This is a genomic window from Chryseobacterium nepalense (genome assembly GCF_023195755.1).
In the GTDB taxonomy this organism is placed as follows: domain Bacteria; phylum Bacteroidota; class Bacteroidia; order Flavobacteriales; family Weeksellaceae; genus Chryseobacterium; species Chryseobacterium nepalense.
Window position 1 is genome coordinate 1196393 of the sequence record NZ_CP096203.1, and the last position, 18578, is coordinate 1214970.

Consider the following 18578-nt stretch of genomic DNA (forward strand, 5'->3'; position numbering starts at 1 on the left):
TTTTAGATGACTCCAGGCAAATTACAACTTTAGACATTCAAATTGTTACGGAATATGTAATTAATATCCCCAGTGCCTTTATTTACGAAGATCTGTCGTACAAAGAATTGATACACTTATGCAGTTCTTCAAAACAAACTATAGAACATTATTTTATTAAAAACAACAATGGTTATGATCTAATCTAATATTTCTGAATGACAAAATTTACCTTTTATAAATTTATCGCCCTCCATAAATAAATGATGATTTCCTTCCTTTAGCATCAAATGGGCAATACGAAATTCTCTTTTTTAAAGGATTCTTGAAGGCAAACATATAAAATATTTTGATCTGAGAAATTTCTCACAATATTCTCGTCAATATCTATTATTTCTACCCAATCAAACCTTTAGTTTCAAAAATTACCGGTCACGGAATATTATATCTTCAAAGTTCTTCTCAATTTAAGTATTGTAGAAACTTCCTTTATGTGTTTTGGTACTAATCGAATAATTATCATTAACTAAAATCTGTTTATTGATATTTTATTTTGATTATCTTAAGTTTTTGTAAAAAAACCATCGTTTGAAAACCCATGTCCCATTCAAACCACTTCGTTGCATTATTAGGTCTTTGCGGATACTTATGATGATTATTATGATAGGCTTCGCCCCAGAAAATAAAATCAAATGGCAGAATATTTTTTGAAGTATTTGTTAACTTATAGTTTTCATAACCAAATTTATGCGCCCACCAATTTACGGCCATTCCCTGTAGAGAACCCATTATTACAGTCGCTGGTAAAAAAAGCCATTGCCACCAAGCTGTTGTCAATAAAGCATAAATAATTATATACACAGCAATCCAACAAAATCTTGTAATATAATTGTGTGCTATTTTATCAAACCTCTCCCATTCCGGAAGATTCTTTTTGTATTTTTCTGCGGCATCTGTTTTTCCGATATAAAGGTTAAAATAGTTATTTCGTGTTGCCCACATCATGACAAAAGGATTAGGATCGTTGTGAGGTGAATGTGGGTCTTCGGCTTTATCTGTATGTGCGTGATGCAAACGGTGCATTAGACCGTACGTGTAAGCGCTTATGTAAGAGGAACCCTGAGTAAAAAAACAGCCCAGGTAAAACATCTTTTCCCAAAATTTTGACATTGTAAAAAGATTGTGTGCAGCATAACGATGGTGAAAAACGGACTGAAAAAAAAGAGATGCATACCAATGGATGAGTATAAAAATGAATATTGCCATAAGTTTTAAATTAAGATGAATAATTATCGTAGAAGTATTACGGAAGGCAAAGAAAAAATTATGCTTAATTGATTAGCCACTATTCACACGAAAATTAATTTTCATTCTGCAATATCTTTTATAAGATACGACAATTTTGTAAACATGGTTTGATTTTCTTTCAAAGATTTATAAATAAATAGAAATAAAATGTTTTGTCTGTTTACTCATCAATATAAATTTACATTCTATCACTTTCAAACATTATTTATTTTGTAAATACGCTCGTATTGGTCACAAAACCGACATTTGAAGTTTTCACTCTCTTATGTCGGTTTTTTTTATTTCCTACTTTCTAATCAGATGATAAGATATACTATTTACACGAATTATATAAATAATTTCGATTGATACTGATTTCCTACGGTATTACAATTACATTATGGAATAGCCTATAGGCTTAAATGCGTAATTATTAGACATTTCAGCTGAACAAGCTGTCATACCAACAATAAGATCCATTGCTGCTTCAATAATTATATAATCTCCAGCTGCACTTTTGGGAGGAAGCACACTTATTTTACCAGTCTCACCATTAACTGCAACATTCATAAAAACGTTAAAGCAAATAGGAATGCTATCAGGTTCAATGCCAAATGGTTTTAGTGCTTCACAAAGATTGCCAAAACAGCCGCGGTGAGGATTTTCATCGCCGTATATAATGCGGAAGGTGTCGGCACTGCAGGGAGTTAACAGAAAGTCATGACGGCCCACGGTGTCCTCAGTAATATTAAACATAATATTACTTCTGTTTGAATAGAAGGGATTTCCTTTGGTCAGAAATATGGTTTCTGCATAATCAATTGTTCTTCCGGATGAAAGATATTCTTTGGTATCATTTAGATTAAAACATATAAAATCTGAAACCTGCTCTCCTTTGATATCGGTAATTTTAAGTTTTTCTCCTTTTCGTAGAATAAATGCGGTACCGCTTCGTGGTTGTATTGTATTCATTAATTTTTATATTTATAAGGGCATTCCCAATTTTTATCATATCTCATACCACTATACTGATACACTTCCGAATCATCACCAAAATCATGAAGCATCGGATTAATGGAGCCGCTAAGCGCAACATCCCTTTTACGCACAATATTTTTCATTTTGTCATACCTTTTTAATGATCTCAATTCTTCAAATTGCTCATGTGGATTAAAAACAATTGCCGGATAACGGAATCTTCTTGCATCCCTGCTGCTTCCCGGGGAAAGCCCAATAATAAAAAAAGCTTCTTCTTTCAGACTAAAACTAAACTGTGGAGATGACGGGTCTGAATCTACACGGGAATCATAGGGATATTTCTGTGCATCCAGATCAGACAATGCCTGCAACCTCTGCCAAAGAAGACTGTCAAACATCTCCTCATTGATAGAATGCGTTTCGGGAAAGATCACACAAACAGTGTGAAAATCGCTATCTGCAGCTCTGTACTCATCAATGAATTTATAAATGAAATCCAGGATTTCCTGATCATCTTTCGGACAAGCCAAATGACCGGCAACAAAAATATGCATATGATCTCTCGTAAGTGCAGCCTTAGCTGCTACACAAGGAAATAACTTGTCGTCAATAAATGACCTGAAAGCATCTTGTACTGCCAGGGCATGCTCTGTATTTTGTGAATTGTTGTTTGGTGTCATACCTTAATATACGCAAAGCGTATGCCACCGGAAAACATACCCGACTTTGAAATATCCTAAGAATTTCAGACAGCATTAACTCATAACTGATGTTAATAGATTGATGTAAAAACATATATGAATGACGGCAAAAGATATCTGACAAAGATCAACCTTCAAAAAAATTCCAGTAAGAAATAACGAATGAAAAGGCAGTTTCAATTACTATAAGTAAGGGTCGTATAGTAGATCGATTGCTATATTTAATTAAACGACTGCCTGAACTCCAAAGGTGAAAAATTAGTCTTGGTTTTAAAAAGTTTACTGAATGATTGCGAATGTTCAAAGCCCAGTTCATACGCAATTTCCGAAACGGAAAGATTCGTTGTCGATAACTTTTCTTTCGCTTTTTCTATAATTGTATTCTGAATAAACTGCTGTGTATTTTGTCCGGTCAGTGAACTCAGCAAATCACTTAGATAGCGTTGTGATAGCTTTAATTCGGAACTTATGTATTTAACTGACGGCAATCCGTTTTTCAGACTGTTGCCCTCCTCAAAATAACGGTTTAAGAGTTGGTCCAGAGAACTGACAATATCGTTGTTGACTGCTTTTCTGGTAATAAACTGCCTGCTGTAAAAACGGTTGCTGTAATTCAGTAACAATTCTAATTGTGACACCAAAACATCCTGGCTGAAGCTGTCAATATTATTCTCAAGTTCAACGGCAATTGAAGCAAATAAACCTGCGATGATCTCTTTTTCCTTAGCGGATAAAAATAATGCTTCTGACACATCATAAGAGAAAAAACCATATTGATGTATGGTCTTCCCCAAAGGATAGTTTCGGATAAAATCCGGATGAAAATAAAGCGCAATTCCTTCATAGCTTTCTATTTCTTCGGGAGGGAAAACGATTTGTCTTGGCTTCAGAAATGCCATTCCGCCTTCTTCAAAATCATAATATCCCTGTCCATATTTGATTTGTCCCGTAAATGCTGTTTTAAAGGAAATTTTGTAAAAATCAAGGCTTATTTTCTGTCCTCTGGGAAATGTCTCCATGGGTACCTTCCGATAATCAACCAATGCAATCATTGGATGCAACGGCGCAGGAAGCTCCAATAGACGCATCAATTGGGATATACTGTTGATATGAAAGATGTCAGATGATTTTTGCATTTCGTTACTAATTTAATCAATTTTGTTTTGACGGGCGAATTACCAGTTCACCAATTTCAACATCGTTTGGCTGGCTAACTGCATACATTACCGCATTGGCAATGGCTAAAGGATCTAAAGCCATTTGATCCATTTCTTTTTGAATGACCGTTCTCATTTTTTCGTTTTTGATGCTGCCAGCAAAATCTGTTTTTACAAACCCCGGCGATATTCCCGTAATGCGTATTTTTCCGTCTGATTCCTGACGAAAAGCTTCCGCAATGGTACGAATAGCATTTTTTGTTCCGGCATAAACGCCCATCATCGGGGTAATTTTTAAACCAGCTGTAGAAATAATGTTGACGATATGTCCCGCCTCCTGCATTTTAAAAACAGGAATTGCTGCGGCCATTCCATAGAGTACACCTTTAAGATTAATGTCGATCATTTCTTCCCAACCTTCAAGATCCAGATCGTCAATGCGGCTTAGCTGACTGATACCGGCATTGTTTACCATCACATCCAATTTCCCATATTGGTCAACAGCTTTATGAACCAGACGATCAAGATCAGCTTTATTCTTCACATCAGTTGTAATACAGGCAGCTTCGCCACCTGTACTTTTAATGTCTTCCACAAGCTGCAACAACTGTTCTGTACGTCTCGCACCTAAAATAACTTTTGCTCCGTTTTTAGCCAATTCAATGGCTATGGCTTTACCCATCCCGCTGCTTGCACCGGTAATGGCAACTACTTTTCCTTTAATATTATGCATTGCTTGTATTTTTATTTGTCAATTTGCTTTGCTAAAAACTCAGGATAACGGTCACCTGCAAGTGTAATTCCTTTCACCGTTATATCAATATTGGCAAGCTCATCCTGGGTTAAAATAATATTTGTACTGGCAATATTTTCTTCTAACCGATGCAGCTTTGTGGTTCCGGGAATCGGTGCAATCCACGACTTTTGGGCTAAAAGCCAAGCTAATGCCAATTGTCCTGTGGTCACATTTTTTTCTTGGGCGATCTCGGAAAGCGCCTTCACCAAAACCCAATTGGCCTTTATGTTTTCTTCCGTGAAACGTGGGAGAACATTCCTGCGATCAACAGCCTCTAATTTTGTATTGATGGCACCCGTGAGAAAACCTTTTCCCAAAGGACTGAACGGGACGAAGCCAATGCCTAACTCTTCCAGAGTTGGTATAATCTCATCTTCCGGTTCACGCCAGAATAATGAATATTCGCTTTGTAATGCTGACACAGGCTGAACTGAATGTGCTTTCCTTATCGTTTTAACGCCGGCTTCCGATAAACCAAAATATTTTACTTTACCTTCTTGTATGAGGTCTTTCACTGTTCCGGCAACCTCTTCTATCGGAACATAGGGATCAACCCTGTGCTGGTACAGCAAATCAATGTAATCTGTCTTTAATCTTTTGAGTGATGCTTCAGTTACTGCCCTTATCGTTTCTGGTCTGCTGTCCAAACCTACTGCAGGACTGGCATCTTTACACCCGAACTTTGTGGCGATCACAACGTCTTTTCTATAAGGTTTTAATCCCTCTCCAACAATCTCTTCATTGGTATAAGGTCCATAAGCTTCAGCAGTATCAAAAAAATTGACTCCTCTTTCAACGGCATTGCGCAGTAGCGTTATAGCCTCTTTCTTATCAAGCCCTTTGCCATCCAAAAAATTTAAACCCATACAGCCAAATCCCAATGCGGAAACTTCCAACCCGTTATTTCCTAACTTTCTTTTTTGCATAATTAATTTTTTTACTTGTTTTTAAAACTGACCTCAATTTTCAATTACAAAATTCCTTAATCTCACTCTATAAAAAGTAGTCCAATTGGTAATTGTTGTAGTCAATCAAAATAAAAAACAGTTACAAATCTTTATGAAAAATATTGGTAGTAGTATTGAGGCAAATAATAAAATTATAAGTTGAGCGGCATATATCAAACTATTTGTTGCAGCAACCCTGTAACCGCTTCTGATCAGTCTTTTCACTAAGGAAAGTCCCATTCCCTTGGAGACCCCCCGTTACAAACCATACTTTATCCGTATCCATATTCTGATTTTATTAATGACACAAAATTAGAGTAACAATGTACATCAGCGATAACCAAATTGAAACAATAGATTACAAAAATCAAACAACTGAAACCATTAAACCGATCAAAGTAAGAAAATCGGAAAATATAGCACTGATTGTTGCTTCCAACCATGAAAGCAATCTGAATAGGAACAATTCTTGTCATCATTTGATCAGTCAATAAAAATTATGGATAAAAAAGTTTCTAACAATACGGGCGACCACCTTGCCAATGAACGGACTTTTCTGGCTTGGGTTCGTACGGCAATCGCCATGATGGGATTCGGATTTATTTTGGTAAAATTTTCCATTTTCCTTAAACAGATATCTCTTGCATCAGAGAATCACCTTCTTTCGCACGTTCAGAATGGACAATCCGGTCTGACAGGTGTATTGCTGATTGGTGCAGGTGTAGTCGTATTAATCCTTTCGTACATCAATTATTTACGGATTAAGAAACAGATTAACAGCAATTCTTACTTGGGAAACAATATTATGCTGCTGATCCTTGCGGTCATGCTGATCTCCTTAAGCATCTTTCTTATTTATTATTTAATTGGCAACCTATAACAATGGACAATTGATAAAGTCTACTATCGTAATTACATAATAATTAAATATTATCATTTTGAGTTTAAAAATTTTGTACAGCGTTCTATAATTATAATTGCACTTTATTCAGCAGCATTAGCCATCACGGTTTTATTAATTACTATCTTGATAAACTACAGGAAGATTTATCCCAAACCTCATGGGAGAAACATCACTTACAGAACGCTTTATTTCCCTAATATCTTTTTCCTGTGATTGGCTCCCCAGTTATGCAATTCCTCAATAACTTTTTCTAAAGTAAAAACATAATCTGTTGCCGTATATTCCACCAATACAGGAGATTCATCATAAACTGTGCGTTTGATTAGCTGATGTTCCTCCAGATCTTTCAGTTCTTTAGCTAAAACTTTTGAGGATATTTTCGGAATGCTCCTTTCTATTTCCCTGAAGCGTTTATGACCGCTCATAATAGAAATAATAATAAGAATCTTCCATTTGCCGCTGATGACGTCAAGGGCATCACGCACGGTCAGCATTCTTGCCAAACATTCGTTTTTAGTACTTTCCGGAAATTGATCTGTCATATTGCTTACTTTAAGGTAACTGCTTACATTTAGGTAACTGCTTACAAAATGTAAGCAAATGTACGTAATTTTGTATCATTAAAAATGTAAATAAAATTTTCAACAATTAATCCTTAAAGAATGACAAAACAGATTGACTTCGTAAAAAATCCTGATAAAAAATCCAAACGTACCTATTGGATCATCACTAGCTTTACAATGGCATTGATTATCTTGCCATCCTATTTCGCACCAAGAGAGTACCTCATCCAGGCGGTAAAAAAGTTACAGTTTCCTGATTACTTTACTCTTGAACTGGATATCTTAAAAATCGTTGGAGCTATTGTTATCCTGGTTCCGCGTATCCCTACGATGTTCAAAGAATGGGCCTATGTTGGTTTCGGTATCCTGCTATTGTCGGCAAGTCTGGCGCACGGCATTGTCGATGGATTTGTAAAGGGTGTTGCACCGCTTGTTCCTTTTGTATTTCTTGCTGTATCCTACTATTATTTTCGAAAACTTAATTATGAAAATTAATTCATGACGGCCATCTTTTTATTACTTTCTCCATTGTGTGCAGTCAGAATAAGCATCAAAAATTAGTAAAAAAATATTCCCTCTTATTATAAATATCATTCGCAAAACTATAATCCATTAACGACAGAACATGTCGTTTCTTATATTAACATGATGAGAAAAATCAGGTAACCGTTGGAATGGGTATTAAAACTCCAATAAAAGGCTGTAGAAGGGTTTGACCAGTATGCGATCTCCAATTACGGAAGGCTGAAAAGTCTGGAACGGCAGGCGCCTTCACTATTCGGGATGGAAAGAATGCTTCCTGAAAAAATAATGAAGCTGATTTTTGTAAAGTCCTTTAATCAATATCTGCACAAAGAAAGTTATCAGGTTCACTGTACTTTATCCGCAGACGGTAAAAAATACCGTAAGGTCCGTAGCAAGGCTGGTATATTATCACTTTATTGAAAAGTTTGATTACAGCGATCGGGGTATTTCCATCATGTCCAAAGACGGGGACAACCTGCATGTACACCAGTCGAATGTACAAAAGGAAAGCAACATTTACGGGCAACCGGGCCAGGAACCGAAATGTTATTTATTAACAGGAAAGATTAAAGCAATTAGTTTTTCTCGGACTGATACATATTTTGTTTAACTGTTGGCATAAATTGAGATATAATACCGGTATTTTTCTGATAACAATACCCGATTATCATCATTATCAACGCAGGTAATAAAAGTATTAACCCCTCAGTTGCAAAGTATTTATGAAGCAATAAAGCCGCTAAAATGAGAATCCATCCCGATATGAAATAGTAATTTGCCAACCAGCAGCTTCGGTATTTCGGGTTTTTCTTTCGGTAAGGAATGATAATAAAGCTAACATGTGCAAGAATGGCTCCGGTTAAAATATCAATGACATGGTGCTGATAGGTAGTCAATGTTGAAACTCCTAAAAGAATCAGCCAAATCATTAGAAACATCCGCCACTTGGTAAGATCTTTAAATACCGACCAGAATATAAAAGCAAAAGCAATATGCAGCGAAGGTGACTGGTTAAAAGGTGAATCAAAAGTATGTAAAAAAGAAAAAGGAAGTTTCAGGATACTGTTGGATACCTCCGGTTTTGTCAATGAAAATCGTAAAGGAACCGTAATAAAAAATATTCCGGCGATAATAATTACAAAAAGCATCCTCCATGTTAATATTTTTAATTGATTTTTATTTTTACATGAAAAAAATACGAGACAGAAAAAAACTCCGCTTGCCATATACGGAACAATTGATAAAGGCACGAATGGAATTGATCTCTCAAAGTCAAAAGTAAATGATGGCAGATACCCTAAAGAAGTAGCATGCCACGTACACAGATTGTAAACAGCCATGAATATAACTGTACAGACGGATAATGCAAAAGCCTGCTGCCGGATTTTCAATTGCTTTTCAGTCATTGATCTTTTTAACATAATTATTTTAAGGAAATGATATAAAATGATGTACCAAAAATCCCTGATGCACAGGTTTCTCTATAAAAGCTATTTTTGTGGTACTTTATTATTACGCTCTTACAGCGTTCTGTCGTATGAAGGGCGTCGTCTTAAAAAAACAGCCGGAATTTCTTCCGGCCATGAGTTGATTAATTACTTCTTTTTCTTCTTTGACGATATAACGCTTATGGCAATAGCAGTAACGGCCGCCGTTGCAGCCATCTTCAGCAGAAAATTCTTTCTGTTGTATTTCCATTCTGCTCCCCAGCCACGCTCGGCAAAAATATTGGGCAAATGACCTTTTTTTAAGTCATCAATAATCCCTTCTAATGCACCGACGCGATCTGCCAATACCAGCGGAAGCCACCTGCCATAGCTGGATTCACTGTATTTAAAAGCAAATTTTCTGATTTCTCCGTTAAGACCTTCAGGCGGTGATGCCGTTCCAAAAGCAGCGGTTAAATTAGGCCGCTCTACTGACTTCAAAATTTCAACGTCTTCAGGTTGCTGTTCCGGTCTTTGCCAGGCATAACCTTCATGTTCTTCGTTGGTACGTTTCTTCATGGGATAAACGGGATCATTTTCAGGATCCGCATCAATTCCCCAGCCTTTTATATGAGTATAATCTGCCTGTTCACTTTTCTTAAAGTCGGAAGGCTTTGTTTCGTCTGTAATCATGTTGTACTATTTTGGGTTAAAAACTTTAAGCAGTTGGCGGAATAAGCACAGTCTTTATGCAACCGTCAAGCTTTCTTGAAAATATATGATACGCATCCGCTACTTCTTCCAACGGAACACGGTGCGTAATGATTTGTTTCGGATCAAGAATTCCGTTTTTTACGTGTTCGATAAGCTTAGGCAAGTGACGTTTCACCGCCGCCTGGTTAGCCCGAATCGTAATTCCTTTATTCACCACATTCCCTATCGGAACCAAAGCATCCGTAGGACCGTAAACCCCTACAATAGAAACAATTCCACCTTTTTTAACGGAATTAATAGCCCAATGAAGCGCCGTTGTAGAGCCACCCTGTAAAAGTAATTTTGTTCCCATGACGGTATTCATGAAATTTCCTTTCGCCTCGCAGCCCACGGCATCAATGCAGACATCGGCACCCAGAGAATCAGTCTGTGTTTTTATGAAGACCACAGGATCGCCGATACTGTTAAAATTATAAGCTTCGCATTGTGCATATTTGGCCACAAAATCAAGCCTGTATTCCAGCTCGTCGATGACAATTACCCGTCCTGCTCCAAAAAGCCATGCAGATTTAGCTGCCATAATACCAATCGGTCCGGCACCGAAAACCACTACCGTGTCGCCTTTCTGAATACCTGCCATTTCTGCCGCCTGATAACCTGTAGGAACTACGTCGGTAAGAAGCACGGCATCATCGGGATCCATCCAGTCGGGAATGACGGTTGGGCCTACATCTGCGTAAGGAACGCGGGCATATTCTGCCTGTCCGCCCTGATACCCTCCGGCAGTATGGGAATATCCAAAAATACCGCCTACTGCGGTGGCCATCGGATTAGATTCATGGCAATTGCCGTACAGCTCCTGCTTACAAAAGGCACATTTACCACAGGAAATATTAAAAGGGACCATAACCTTATCCCCTACTTTAAGGTTTTGTACAGAAGAGCCGATTTCAACGACTTCGCCAATAAACTCATGCCCAAAAGTAGTGCCAGTACGAGTATCGGGAACAAGGCCGTGATAAAGATGCAGATCCGAACCGCAGATGCAGGATCTTAATACCTTTACAATAGCGTCTTCCGGATGTTCTATTTGCGGCTCGGGCATATTGCGGTCTGCGCGCACGCGGAAAGGTCCGCGGAAATTCATTGCTAACATATGTATATATTTTGTTGGTGATGCCATAGGTAAAGCAAAACAGAGACCGCCATAACGAGCCTGAATATAATTTATGATTTTTTATAGCCAGTGTGGTATCTAAAGTTTTTTTGAAAAATTATGTGGTAATGAGCAGATTGTTAATAAAATATAAAAAATAGTTTATTTATTAAAAAGATGTCTGCAAATTGAAAAAGATTATAATTACAGCGATTAATCGGCCTTAACATTAATTTTTATATATCAAAATTGTAAAAAAAATCCCGGTCAAACCGGGATTTCAATTTCATATTCAAGCTTACTTAATCTCCACAGGAACCGAGATTTTATCCCAATCCATGGTGAATCCGTTTTTATTGATCTTGTCTACTAAATCTTTAAAGCTTTGTTCTTATATGTACTCATGTCCTGTGTAAAATTTAATACCTTTTGTTATATTCGGTAATATCGGAATAATACATGCGTTAGTTTAAGCAAGCACTGACAATTACAAATATCCTCTTTAAGCTGTTATTTACCATACTGCATCCATCTGCCATAGTCGTATCCATCTGATAACTCAATATGGTTAAAGCCGTTTTCGTGAATCATATCAAAATAGCCTAATGTTTCAAATTTTCGAAACCAAACATCATTAAAGAGAATGTAGGTCAATCTTATTTTTTTATTGTCTTTACCAAAAACTGTTACTTTAATATCTAAACCTTTGTCTAGCAATAAATCTCTAAGATTCTCTCCATATTTTAATCGCATTTGGGATTCTTCTAATGATGTCTTTTTATCTAAATCAGCAATCTGTTTTTTACCAATTTTATCTTTATTTTTAATTAATGAATCTTTGGTTTTCTCAATTCTTTTTGCAAATTCAGAACTTTTTGTTTTTTTAGCCAGTCCCGTAAATCTTATAATCTCAGTGTCTACAAAATACTTTTGAGATTTTAAGATTAGATATGCATTTTTGACTTCATCTGCTAAATTATTGACAGGAATTTCATGTTGAAGTAAGATTTCAACTTCAGTTGGTGTTAACCCCAATCTTTTTATATCATTTTCTCGTGCTAATTTTTCCGCTGAAATCTTATCTGATTTTTCCTTCCATTCTTTTTCAGCTGCTATTTCAGATTCTGTTTGATAAAAGAAATTAATGTAAAGCATAGAAATAAATATCATTGCTAGTCCTGAGATCAAAACTGTTTGCCTAATTTTTTCTGTTGATCTTAAATTTTCATTTTTAGTTTTATCTGGAAATTTGTTTGCTCTAAATCTTACTATCAGAAAATTGACAAAAAACGTAATAAATAAAAACACTAAAATTGTTGTAAGAGTTATCATTATAATAGATATTGGTTATTATTTTCAAATATAGATATAGCATATATGAAGAAATTGTGGAAAACCATAAATCTAAATATTATGACAATAAATGCTAATTCAAGTTTGTTAATTATCTTTAAAAATCATCAATAACAAACAAAAAATCCCGGCCAAAACCGGGATTTCAAATTTCATATTCAAGCTTACTTAATCTCCACAGGAACCGAGATTTTATCCCAATCCATGGTGAATCCGTTTTTGTTGATTTTGTACACCAACGCTTCCTGGGTGGTTGGTAACGCTTTTGTTTTTACATCTACGCGTAAAGCATCTTTCGCCTGATCGTATTTATAAGCGCCCCATTGTTTTGGCTCTTTGTTGAAGATGGCCGTCCACAAACCGCTGGCTTTAGGGATCAGGAAAAAGCTGTATTTTCCGGCCGGAAGTTTTTTACCCTGAACGGTAATGTCTTTACTCGTTTCAAAAGTGGTGGCTTCATTGGCACCTGCACGCCAAACTTTATCGTAAGGCTCCAGTCCGCCCCAGATCGTACGTCCTTTCACGGAAGGACTGCTGTAGTTGATGGTAATGTCGGCATCTTTAATTTTCCCTGTCGCAGTCATTGGAGGACTTGCCGGTTTTTTAGCTTCCTGTGCAAAGGCATTTACGGAAATCGTCATGGCCGCAACAAGAACGGTTGCAGATTTAAAAATTGTTTTCATAACACTTTATTTGTTTGTTTGTTGTCAAAGTATATTTTTCAGAATGATATTTTTTACCTGTTCTTAGGCTGATATTACCTTTATGCTAATAATACGCTCGCAGATCGGGCAGATTTAGCAGATTTTTTTGCGTAGATATCTGCGTCATCACCGTAATTTGCGTGAGCTTTGGTTTTCTGCCAAAATGTAAACAGGCTTTTTATATTATTCTTTTTTCGTTTACGAATGTACTGCTTTCGGCTTATAAAACAATAACCCAATTGCTGAAAATAAAATGACCGCCGCAGCGCCGATGACATTGAGCCACAGGAAAGAAACAATATCGAACTGATAAACGGCAATAACCGCAATTTCAGAAAGAATTGCAGAAATAAAAACGTTCTGACCGTTGATTTTTTTATAGTAAAAGGCGACCAGGAAAATCCCCAATATCGGACCGTAGAAAAGAGAGCCCAATACATTTACCGCTTCAATAAGAGAGCCCATCTGTGTGGCAAACATCGCTACGCCAATCGAGAAGATTCCCCAGGCTAACGTATGCAGTCGGCTGTACTTCAATTCGGTTTTCTCATCCGGAATTTCTTTTCTGAATATCAAATGAATATCTTTTACCGAGCAGGCTGCCAGAGAATTCAGCGCCGCCGAAATGGAACCCCAGCTCGCTAAGAAAATGACTGCAAACAATAACCCGATCATTCCGGCAGGCAGGGTATTTTTTACGAAATACAGAAAAATATAATTGGTATCTGTTTTTTCTGCGTTATAATTCGATGTATTGATTGCCTCCTCTACCCTTCCGTGAAGTGCTTTTACCTCAGCCTGCGTGTTTTTAAAATCCTGAATTGTTTTGTTAAGCTGAGGAGAATGTGTGTCTTTTAGCTTTAAAATTTCTTTCGATTCTGCATTAAATTTTGCCTGCAAATCCCGATGCTCTTTTTCGAATACCGCGGCCTGTTCAGGTTGTATCTCTTTCAGATTCTGATAAGAACGTTCATTAAAATAAATCGGAGCCGGCTTCAGGGAAAAGAAGGCGAAAAGCAAGGCACCGATGAGAAGAATTGAAAACTGCATCGGGATTTTAACCAATCCGTTCAGCAGCAAACCCATTTTTGCATTGGTATTGTCTTTTGCGGTAATATACCTTCCCACCTGACTCTGGTCTGTCCCAAAGTAAGAAAGTGCCAGAAAAAAACCGCCAATCAGTCCACTCCAGATATTGTATTTATCTTTCCAGTCGAATTCTGTGGTAATGACATTCAGCTTTCCGGATTTCCCGGCCAGATAAAGGGCGTCTTTAAAACCGATTCCGTTCGGCATATTTTCAATAAGCAGATAACCGGCGAAAGCCATGGTTCCCAGAATGATAAGGAACTGTAATTTTTGGGTATGGGCGATCGCTTTTGCGCCACCGACGTAGGTATAAATTAACAAAATCCCACCTGTTAAAACATTGGTCAGATAAATATTCCAGTTCAATACGCTGGATAAGATGATGCTCGGTGCATAAATGCTGATTCCTGTGGATAATCCTCTTGAAAAAAGGAAAAGCAGCGAAGTGAGCACTCTTGTTTTTTTATCAAAACGGTTTTCTAAATATTCGTAAGCCGTGTACACATTCAGACGCTGAAAAATCGGGATGAAGGTAATACAGATAACGATCATCGCCAAAGGCAGACCAAAGTAATACTGAACGAAACGCATACCATCAGTATAAGCCTGACCCGGCGCCGAAAGAAAAGTAATAGCACTTGCCTGAGTTGCCATAATCCCGATCAGCACTATATACCACGGCATTTTATTATCTGCTTTCAGGTAAGACTCGTTGCTTTTTTGGCCACGGCCTATATAAACCCCGTAAATCACCACTGCAACGAGGGTAAAGATGAGAACAGTCCAATCTATAGTACTCATGACCAGAATTTAGTAAAACAATAATAAAATACAATCTGAAAAACCAGCGCAGCTGCTAATAATATATACCAGAGATTCCAATTTTTAAGTTTTTTGTTCATCAGTTTTTCTGTGCAGATAAAAAGTTTAAAAATAATCTTGCGGCACCTGCGTTTCCGGCAGGCAGCTGTCTGAAAAATGCCAGCGGCGTATAAATAAAATTACCCTTTCCATATTTGGCATATAAAGTTGAGCCTTTCAGCGGCTCCTCGCCGGTGTCATGCATTTCGAAAAGCGGTTCATAAGCGGCATCCCATTGATCAGGAAAATAAGCGCCACGCTCCTGTACCCAGCCGTTGAAATCATTTTGAGTGATCTTATTCGGGAAGTTCAGTAATTTATGATTAGGGTTTAAGAATGTAACCTCAGCATTTTCTTCAGTTACCCGTTTATTGGCGATACGCAAATTATATATTCCCAGCTGGTCAACGGTTGTATCCTGGTTGGTGTTATACTGCATCACCAGATTTCCTCCGCCTTTCACATAAGACCATAAAAAAGGCATCCAGCGTCCCAGTTTTTTCTCTGTGTTGTTGGCACGAACTCCCAGTACGATAGCATCGTATTGCGACAGTTTGTTCTGAGTCCCGTTTCCAGATTCATTTACATTGCCGTAAAAATCTTCGTCTTTCAAAACATCTACCTGAATACCTGCAATGCGAAGAAACTCAGGAATGAAATCGCCGGCGCCTTCGATGTACCCTACTTTTTTAACATTCGCCCGGATATCACCTTTCATAACATTAACCAATGCCGGTGCAAAATATTGCAGGGAAGGTAAATGCGGATACTGGATTAATACCTGTTTTTTGTCATAAGCTATCCCATCTGCCAGAAAATTCGCCTCCAGTTGCAGGTGATCCGATTGTATTGAAGCCAGCTTCGTTTTTGGAATTATATAATCTACGGTAAAATATTTTCCATTAACCGATTGTAAATCACCACCGCCTAATCGTTCTCCATTATACATCAGATTTACTCTTCCATTGCTTAAAGGTTTATCGGAATTGACTTTAAAATTTAAACTTACCCGTAAATCTTCATTTTCTTTAACCAGATAAAGAGGTTGCGTAAATTTTACTTCTAATGCAGGAACAATGCGTAAAGGTTCGACGACATCGCCGCGTACAGGGTCCAATTTCTTAAATGATAAAGGAAGCTTTACCTGAAAATTTTCCGAACCTATTTTTAAAGTCAGTAAAACATTCAATGATGAATCTGTCTCGGGTAAACCGACCAAAGTATCATTCGGAACAGAGAAAGTCGCCGCATTTGCGGGTGGTTTTGCTAACCAGTAAGGCTCCGTAAGTGCTGCATCTGCAGGAATCTGAATATCTTGCTGAATGCTAATTAATGAATCTTTTGCCAGTTTTCTGTTGAACTTTTCTGACTGGGTTAACCATTTTATATGTTCTAAAACGACAGGGCTTTCAGCTCTTGAAATCATATTCAACCTGAAATTGTATTGATCGCCGGCAACAGCTTCAGCCCGGTTGGTAACGACTTCACCCATAAATCCTGCACAGCTTAAAATAATATGATCAAGAGATTTAATTTTATCCTTTTTCAGGTCTGAATCCTTTAATGCCATTACCTTTTTCCTCAAAACAACCAAAGCGGGCAAACTAAGGTCCGGATGATTGAAATTGAATGTAGAAATAATCTTATCCAAAGCCTGGTCAATATCGGGACTTCCTTCTTTAGTCCAGGTTTTACTGATTCCGTCAAAAAGACTTGTTTTTGCAGGCTCACCATCAACGTGTGAAAAATATTCGGTTTTAATTCCGGCTACAGACTGTGTTCCTGCGCCCTGACTTTTATGCAGACTTCGGCTTAATCCGGCCAGCTCACCGTAGCCCATTCCCAGTTGGGCATCATATTGCCCAACCGTGATTTTCAGTTGATTTTCAGCGGTTGTATTGACCGAACCAAACCTAAACGTATTCCACAATACGCGTTTTGGCTGCCATGCATTAACATATTTCAGCTGATTCGGGAAAGCCGTTTTATCGCCGGCGAGCTTAAAAGCTTTTTCTGCGACCACTGCCGAAGCCGCATGTTGTCCGTGACCTGCCGCAGCTGTAGGAGGAAAACGACAAATAATCACATCAGGACGGAATTTTCGGATTACCCAGACCACATCAGCTATAATACTGTTTTCATCCCATTGTTTAAAAGTATCCGTTGTATTTTTGGAAAACCCGAAATCAATGGCGCGGGTAAAAAACTGTTGGGCGCCGTCCAGCTTTCTTGCTTCTAAAAGCTCATGCGTTCTGATTAAACCCAATGCAGCACCCTGTTCGGTGCCTAATAAATTCTGACCGCCATCACCTCTGGTTAAAGACAAATATCCTGTTTCCACATTCCGGTCGTTTACCAGCCAGGAAAGTAGACCTGTATTTTCATCGTCGGGATGTGCTGCAAGGTATAAAACTTTAGGCAGGTTTTTGAGTGTTTTAAGTTCGCGGTAAATTTCAGAAGATTTTGCAGGCCGGACCTGTTGGGCCGAACAAAAAACCGTATAAGTGCTAAGAATAAATACAATGAAAACTTTTTTGAACATTTGAATTGGCTTTGCAGGGCAAATATAAGTAAATCGTTTTTCTTAAAATTAAACAATAAGTATATAGTATAAAAATGCAGTTATTATGATGAATCACTCTTTAAAGGTCTTAAAAAAACTAATGAAATTTATAAGTTAAGCGAAATAGTAAAACTTCTACATTATAATTCACCATTTTCAGGAAAATTTTCAATATCATGATTTTTTATTCCTTTTAAGGAACTGTTTGTGGTGGTTTCATCGTACATTTTAACGACACTAAGATCTCCATTTGCTTCAATAACCACAGCAAGTATTTCATCTATATTCTCTATACCTTTCTGGCGGATGGATGCCAGAATCTCTTCTTTGGTAACCGATTCCTTTTCCATACTGCTTTCAAGATAGATGCCCTTATAAAACAAAAGCTTCGGTGATGAATTGAGTAGCTTCTCCATAACTTTCGACTTGCGGGAAAGTTTTGCAAATAATAACTGCATGGAAATAATAAGGAATAATACAACGACACCTTCAGTAAGGCTCACTTGTGCAAGCATCATATAAGCCAGGACCGACCCGAGTGTTACCGTTACCACAAAATCGAATGCATTAAACTTGGCGAGTGTACGCTTTCCTGAGATTCTTATAAACAGAAAAAGTGTTACAAAAGAAATGACGGTAAGTAACGCAACATGCCCTACTTTAGTCCAGCTTTCAAAAAATATATTATCCATAGGAAGTGTTTTTAAATTAATCCTGACTTATTGATGTTTATCAAGTACATCTGCAAACATCCAACCATTAGATTTTTATAACATTTATCAGTTATTTAAATAAACAAAAGAAAATCATATGTTAAAAGCTTATTTTCAACATACTCTTTGAATTATTCTCATAATATAATATGTGCTTAAAT

Annotated in this window: 19 protein-coding genes; 4 read left to right on the plus strand and 15 right to left on the minus strand. The window is 37.4% G+C overall.

The genetic code is table 11. The features are described 5' to 3' along the window. Positions 1-516: 516 nt before the first annotated feature. From M0D58_RS05095 to M0D58_RS05120, 6 genes are all read right to left on the minus strand, one after another. Positions 517-1245 carry a fatty acid desaturase gene (locus tag M0D58_RS05095; RefSeq protein ID WP_248393975.1) on the minus strand — a complete coding sequence of 243 codons (729 nt, stop codon included), beginning with the start codon at positions 1243-1245 and terminating at the stop codon, positions 517-519. A gap of 414 nt (positions 1246-1659) precedes the next feature. After that, the gene (locus tag M0D58_RS05100; protein WP_248393977.1) at positions 1660-2238 is read right to left on the minus strand and encodes a DUF1989 domain-containing protein; all 579 of its coding nucleotides are present in this window, start codon (positions 2236-2238) and stop codon (positions 1660-1662) included. Then, positions 2238-2924 (minus strand): guanitoxin biosynthesis heme-dependent pre-guanitoxin N-hydroxylase GntA, encoded by a 687-nt coding sequence (gene gntA / locus M0D58_RS05105; protein ID WP_248393978.1) that lies wholly within the window; start codon positions 2922-2924, stop codon positions 2238-2240. Before gntA ends, M0D58_RS05100 begins: the two co-directional genes overlap by 1 nt. A 242-nt stretch (positions 2925-3166) precedes the next feature. Further along, the gene (locus M0D58_RS05110) at positions 3167-4081 is read right to left on the minus strand and encodes a helix-turn-helix domain-containing protein (protein WP_248393979.1); all 915 of its coding nucleotides are present in this window, start codon (positions 4079-4081) and stop codon (positions 3167-3169) included. A gap of 16 nt (positions 4082-4097) precedes the next feature. Further along, positions 4098-4835 (minus strand): SDR family oxidoreductase, encoded by a 738-nt coding sequence (locus tag M0D58_RS05115; RefSeq protein WP_248393980.1) that lies wholly within the window; start codon positions 4833-4835, stop codon positions 4098-4100. A gap of 11 nt (positions 4836-4846) precedes the next feature. Next, positions 4847-5824 (minus strand): aldo/keto reductase, encoded by a 978-nt coding sequence (locus M0D58_RS05120; RefSeq protein ID WP_248393981.1) that lies wholly within the window; start codon positions 5822-5824, stop codon positions 4847-4849. Between the two features lie 344 nt (positions 5825-6168). On the opposite strand from M0D58_RS05120, the gene M0D58_RS05125 reads away from it, so the two are divergent. After that, positions 6169-6339: a hypothetical protein gene (locus tag M0D58_RS05125; protein ID WP_248393982.1), complete on the plus strand. Its 171-nt coding sequence runs from the start codon at positions 6169-6171 to the stop codon at positions 6337-6339. A 5-nt stretch (positions 6340-6344) separates the two neighbouring features. Next, complete coding sequence (locus M0D58_RS05130) at positions 6345-6725, plus strand: YidH family protein (RefSeq protein ID WP_248393983.1); 381 nt, start codon at positions 6345-6347, stop codon at positions 6723-6725. A gap of 209 nt (positions 6726-6934) precedes the next feature. Here M0D58_RS05130 and M0D58_RS05135 read toward each other — a convergent pair whose 3' ends face one another. Then, positions 6935-7291, minus strand: coding sequence for a winged helix-turn-helix transcriptional regulator (locus tag M0D58_RS05135; RefSeq protein ID WP_248393984.1), 357 nt, complete (start codon positions 7289-7291; stop codon positions 6935-6937). Positions 7292-7411: 120 nt separating this feature from the next. Here M0D58_RS05135 and M0D58_RS05140 point away from each other — a divergent pair, with 120 nt between their 5' ends. Both M0D58_RS05140 and M0D58_RS18175 read left to right on the plus strand, forming a co-directional pair. Continuing rightward, positions 7412-7807 (plus strand): DoxX family protein, encoded by a 396-nt coding sequence (locus M0D58_RS05140; protein WP_248393986.1) that lies wholly within the window; start codon positions 7412-7414, stop codon positions 7805-7807. A 231-nt stretch (positions 7808-8038) separates the two neighbouring features. Next, positions 8039-8257 carry a hypothetical protein gene (locus tag M0D58_RS18175; protein ID WP_428037172.1) on the plus strand — a complete coding sequence of 73 codons (219 nt, stop codon included), beginning with the start codon at positions 8039-8041 and terminating at the stop codon, positions 8255-8257. Positions 8258-8412: 155 nt separating this feature from the next. Here the strand turns inward: M0D58_RS18175 and M0D58_RS05145 are convergent, their stop codons facing one another. The 8 genes from M0D58_RS05145 to M0D58_RS05180 all read right to left on the minus strand — a co-directional run bounded on the left by M0D58_RS05145 (position 8413) and on the right by M0D58_RS05180 (position 18396). After that, positions 8413-9258: a phosphatase PAP2 family protein gene (locus M0D58_RS05145; RefSeq protein ID WP_248393988.1), complete on the minus strand. Its 846-nt coding sequence runs from the start codon at positions 9256-9258 to the stop codon at positions 8413-8415. A gap of 174 nt (positions 9259-9432) precedes the next feature. Next, positions 9433-9957, minus strand: coding sequence for a hypothetical protein (locus M0D58_RS05150; RefSeq protein ID WP_248393990.1), 525 nt, complete (start codon positions 9955-9957; stop codon positions 9433-9435). Positions 9958-9982: 25 nt separating this feature from the next. Continuing rightward, positions 9983-11134 carry a zinc-dependent alcohol dehydrogenase gene (locus M0D58_RS05155; protein WP_248393992.1) on the minus strand — a complete coding sequence of 384 codons (1152 nt, stop codon included), beginning with the start codon at positions 11132-11134 and terminating at the stop codon, positions 9983-9985. Between the two features lie 510 nt (positions 11135-11644). Then, positions 11645-12466 carry a hypothetical protein gene (locus tag M0D58_RS05160; protein WP_248393994.1) on the minus strand — a complete coding sequence of 274 codons (822 nt, stop codon included), beginning with the start codon at positions 12464-12466 and terminating at the stop codon, positions 11645-11647. 185 nt (positions 12467-12651) lie between these two features. Beyond that, the gene (locus M0D58_RS05165) at positions 12652-13170 is read right to left on the minus strand and encodes a DUF2911 domain-containing protein (RefSeq protein ID WP_248393996.1); all 519 of its coding nucleotides are present in this window, start codon (positions 13168-13170) and stop codon (positions 12652-12654) included. A gap of 219 nt (positions 13171-13389) precedes the next feature. Further along, positions 13390-15081: a sodium:solute symporter family protein gene (locus tag M0D58_RS05170; RefSeq protein WP_248393998.1), complete on the minus strand. Its 1692-nt coding sequence runs from the start codon at positions 15079-15081 to the stop codon at positions 13390-13392. A 100-nt stretch (positions 15082-15181) separates the two neighbouring features. After that, entirely contained in the window at positions 15182-17683 is a 2502-nt protein-coding gene (locus M0D58_RS05175) for a PIG-L family deacetylase (RefSeq protein ID WP_248394000.1), read from the minus strand. A 161-nt stretch (positions 17684-17844) separates the two neighbouring features. Next, entirely contained in the window at positions 17845-18396 is a 552-nt protein-coding gene (locus tag M0D58_RS05180) for a DUF421 domain-containing protein (RefSeq protein ID WP_248394002.1), read from the minus strand. Positions 18397-18578: the final 182 nt, after the last annotated feature.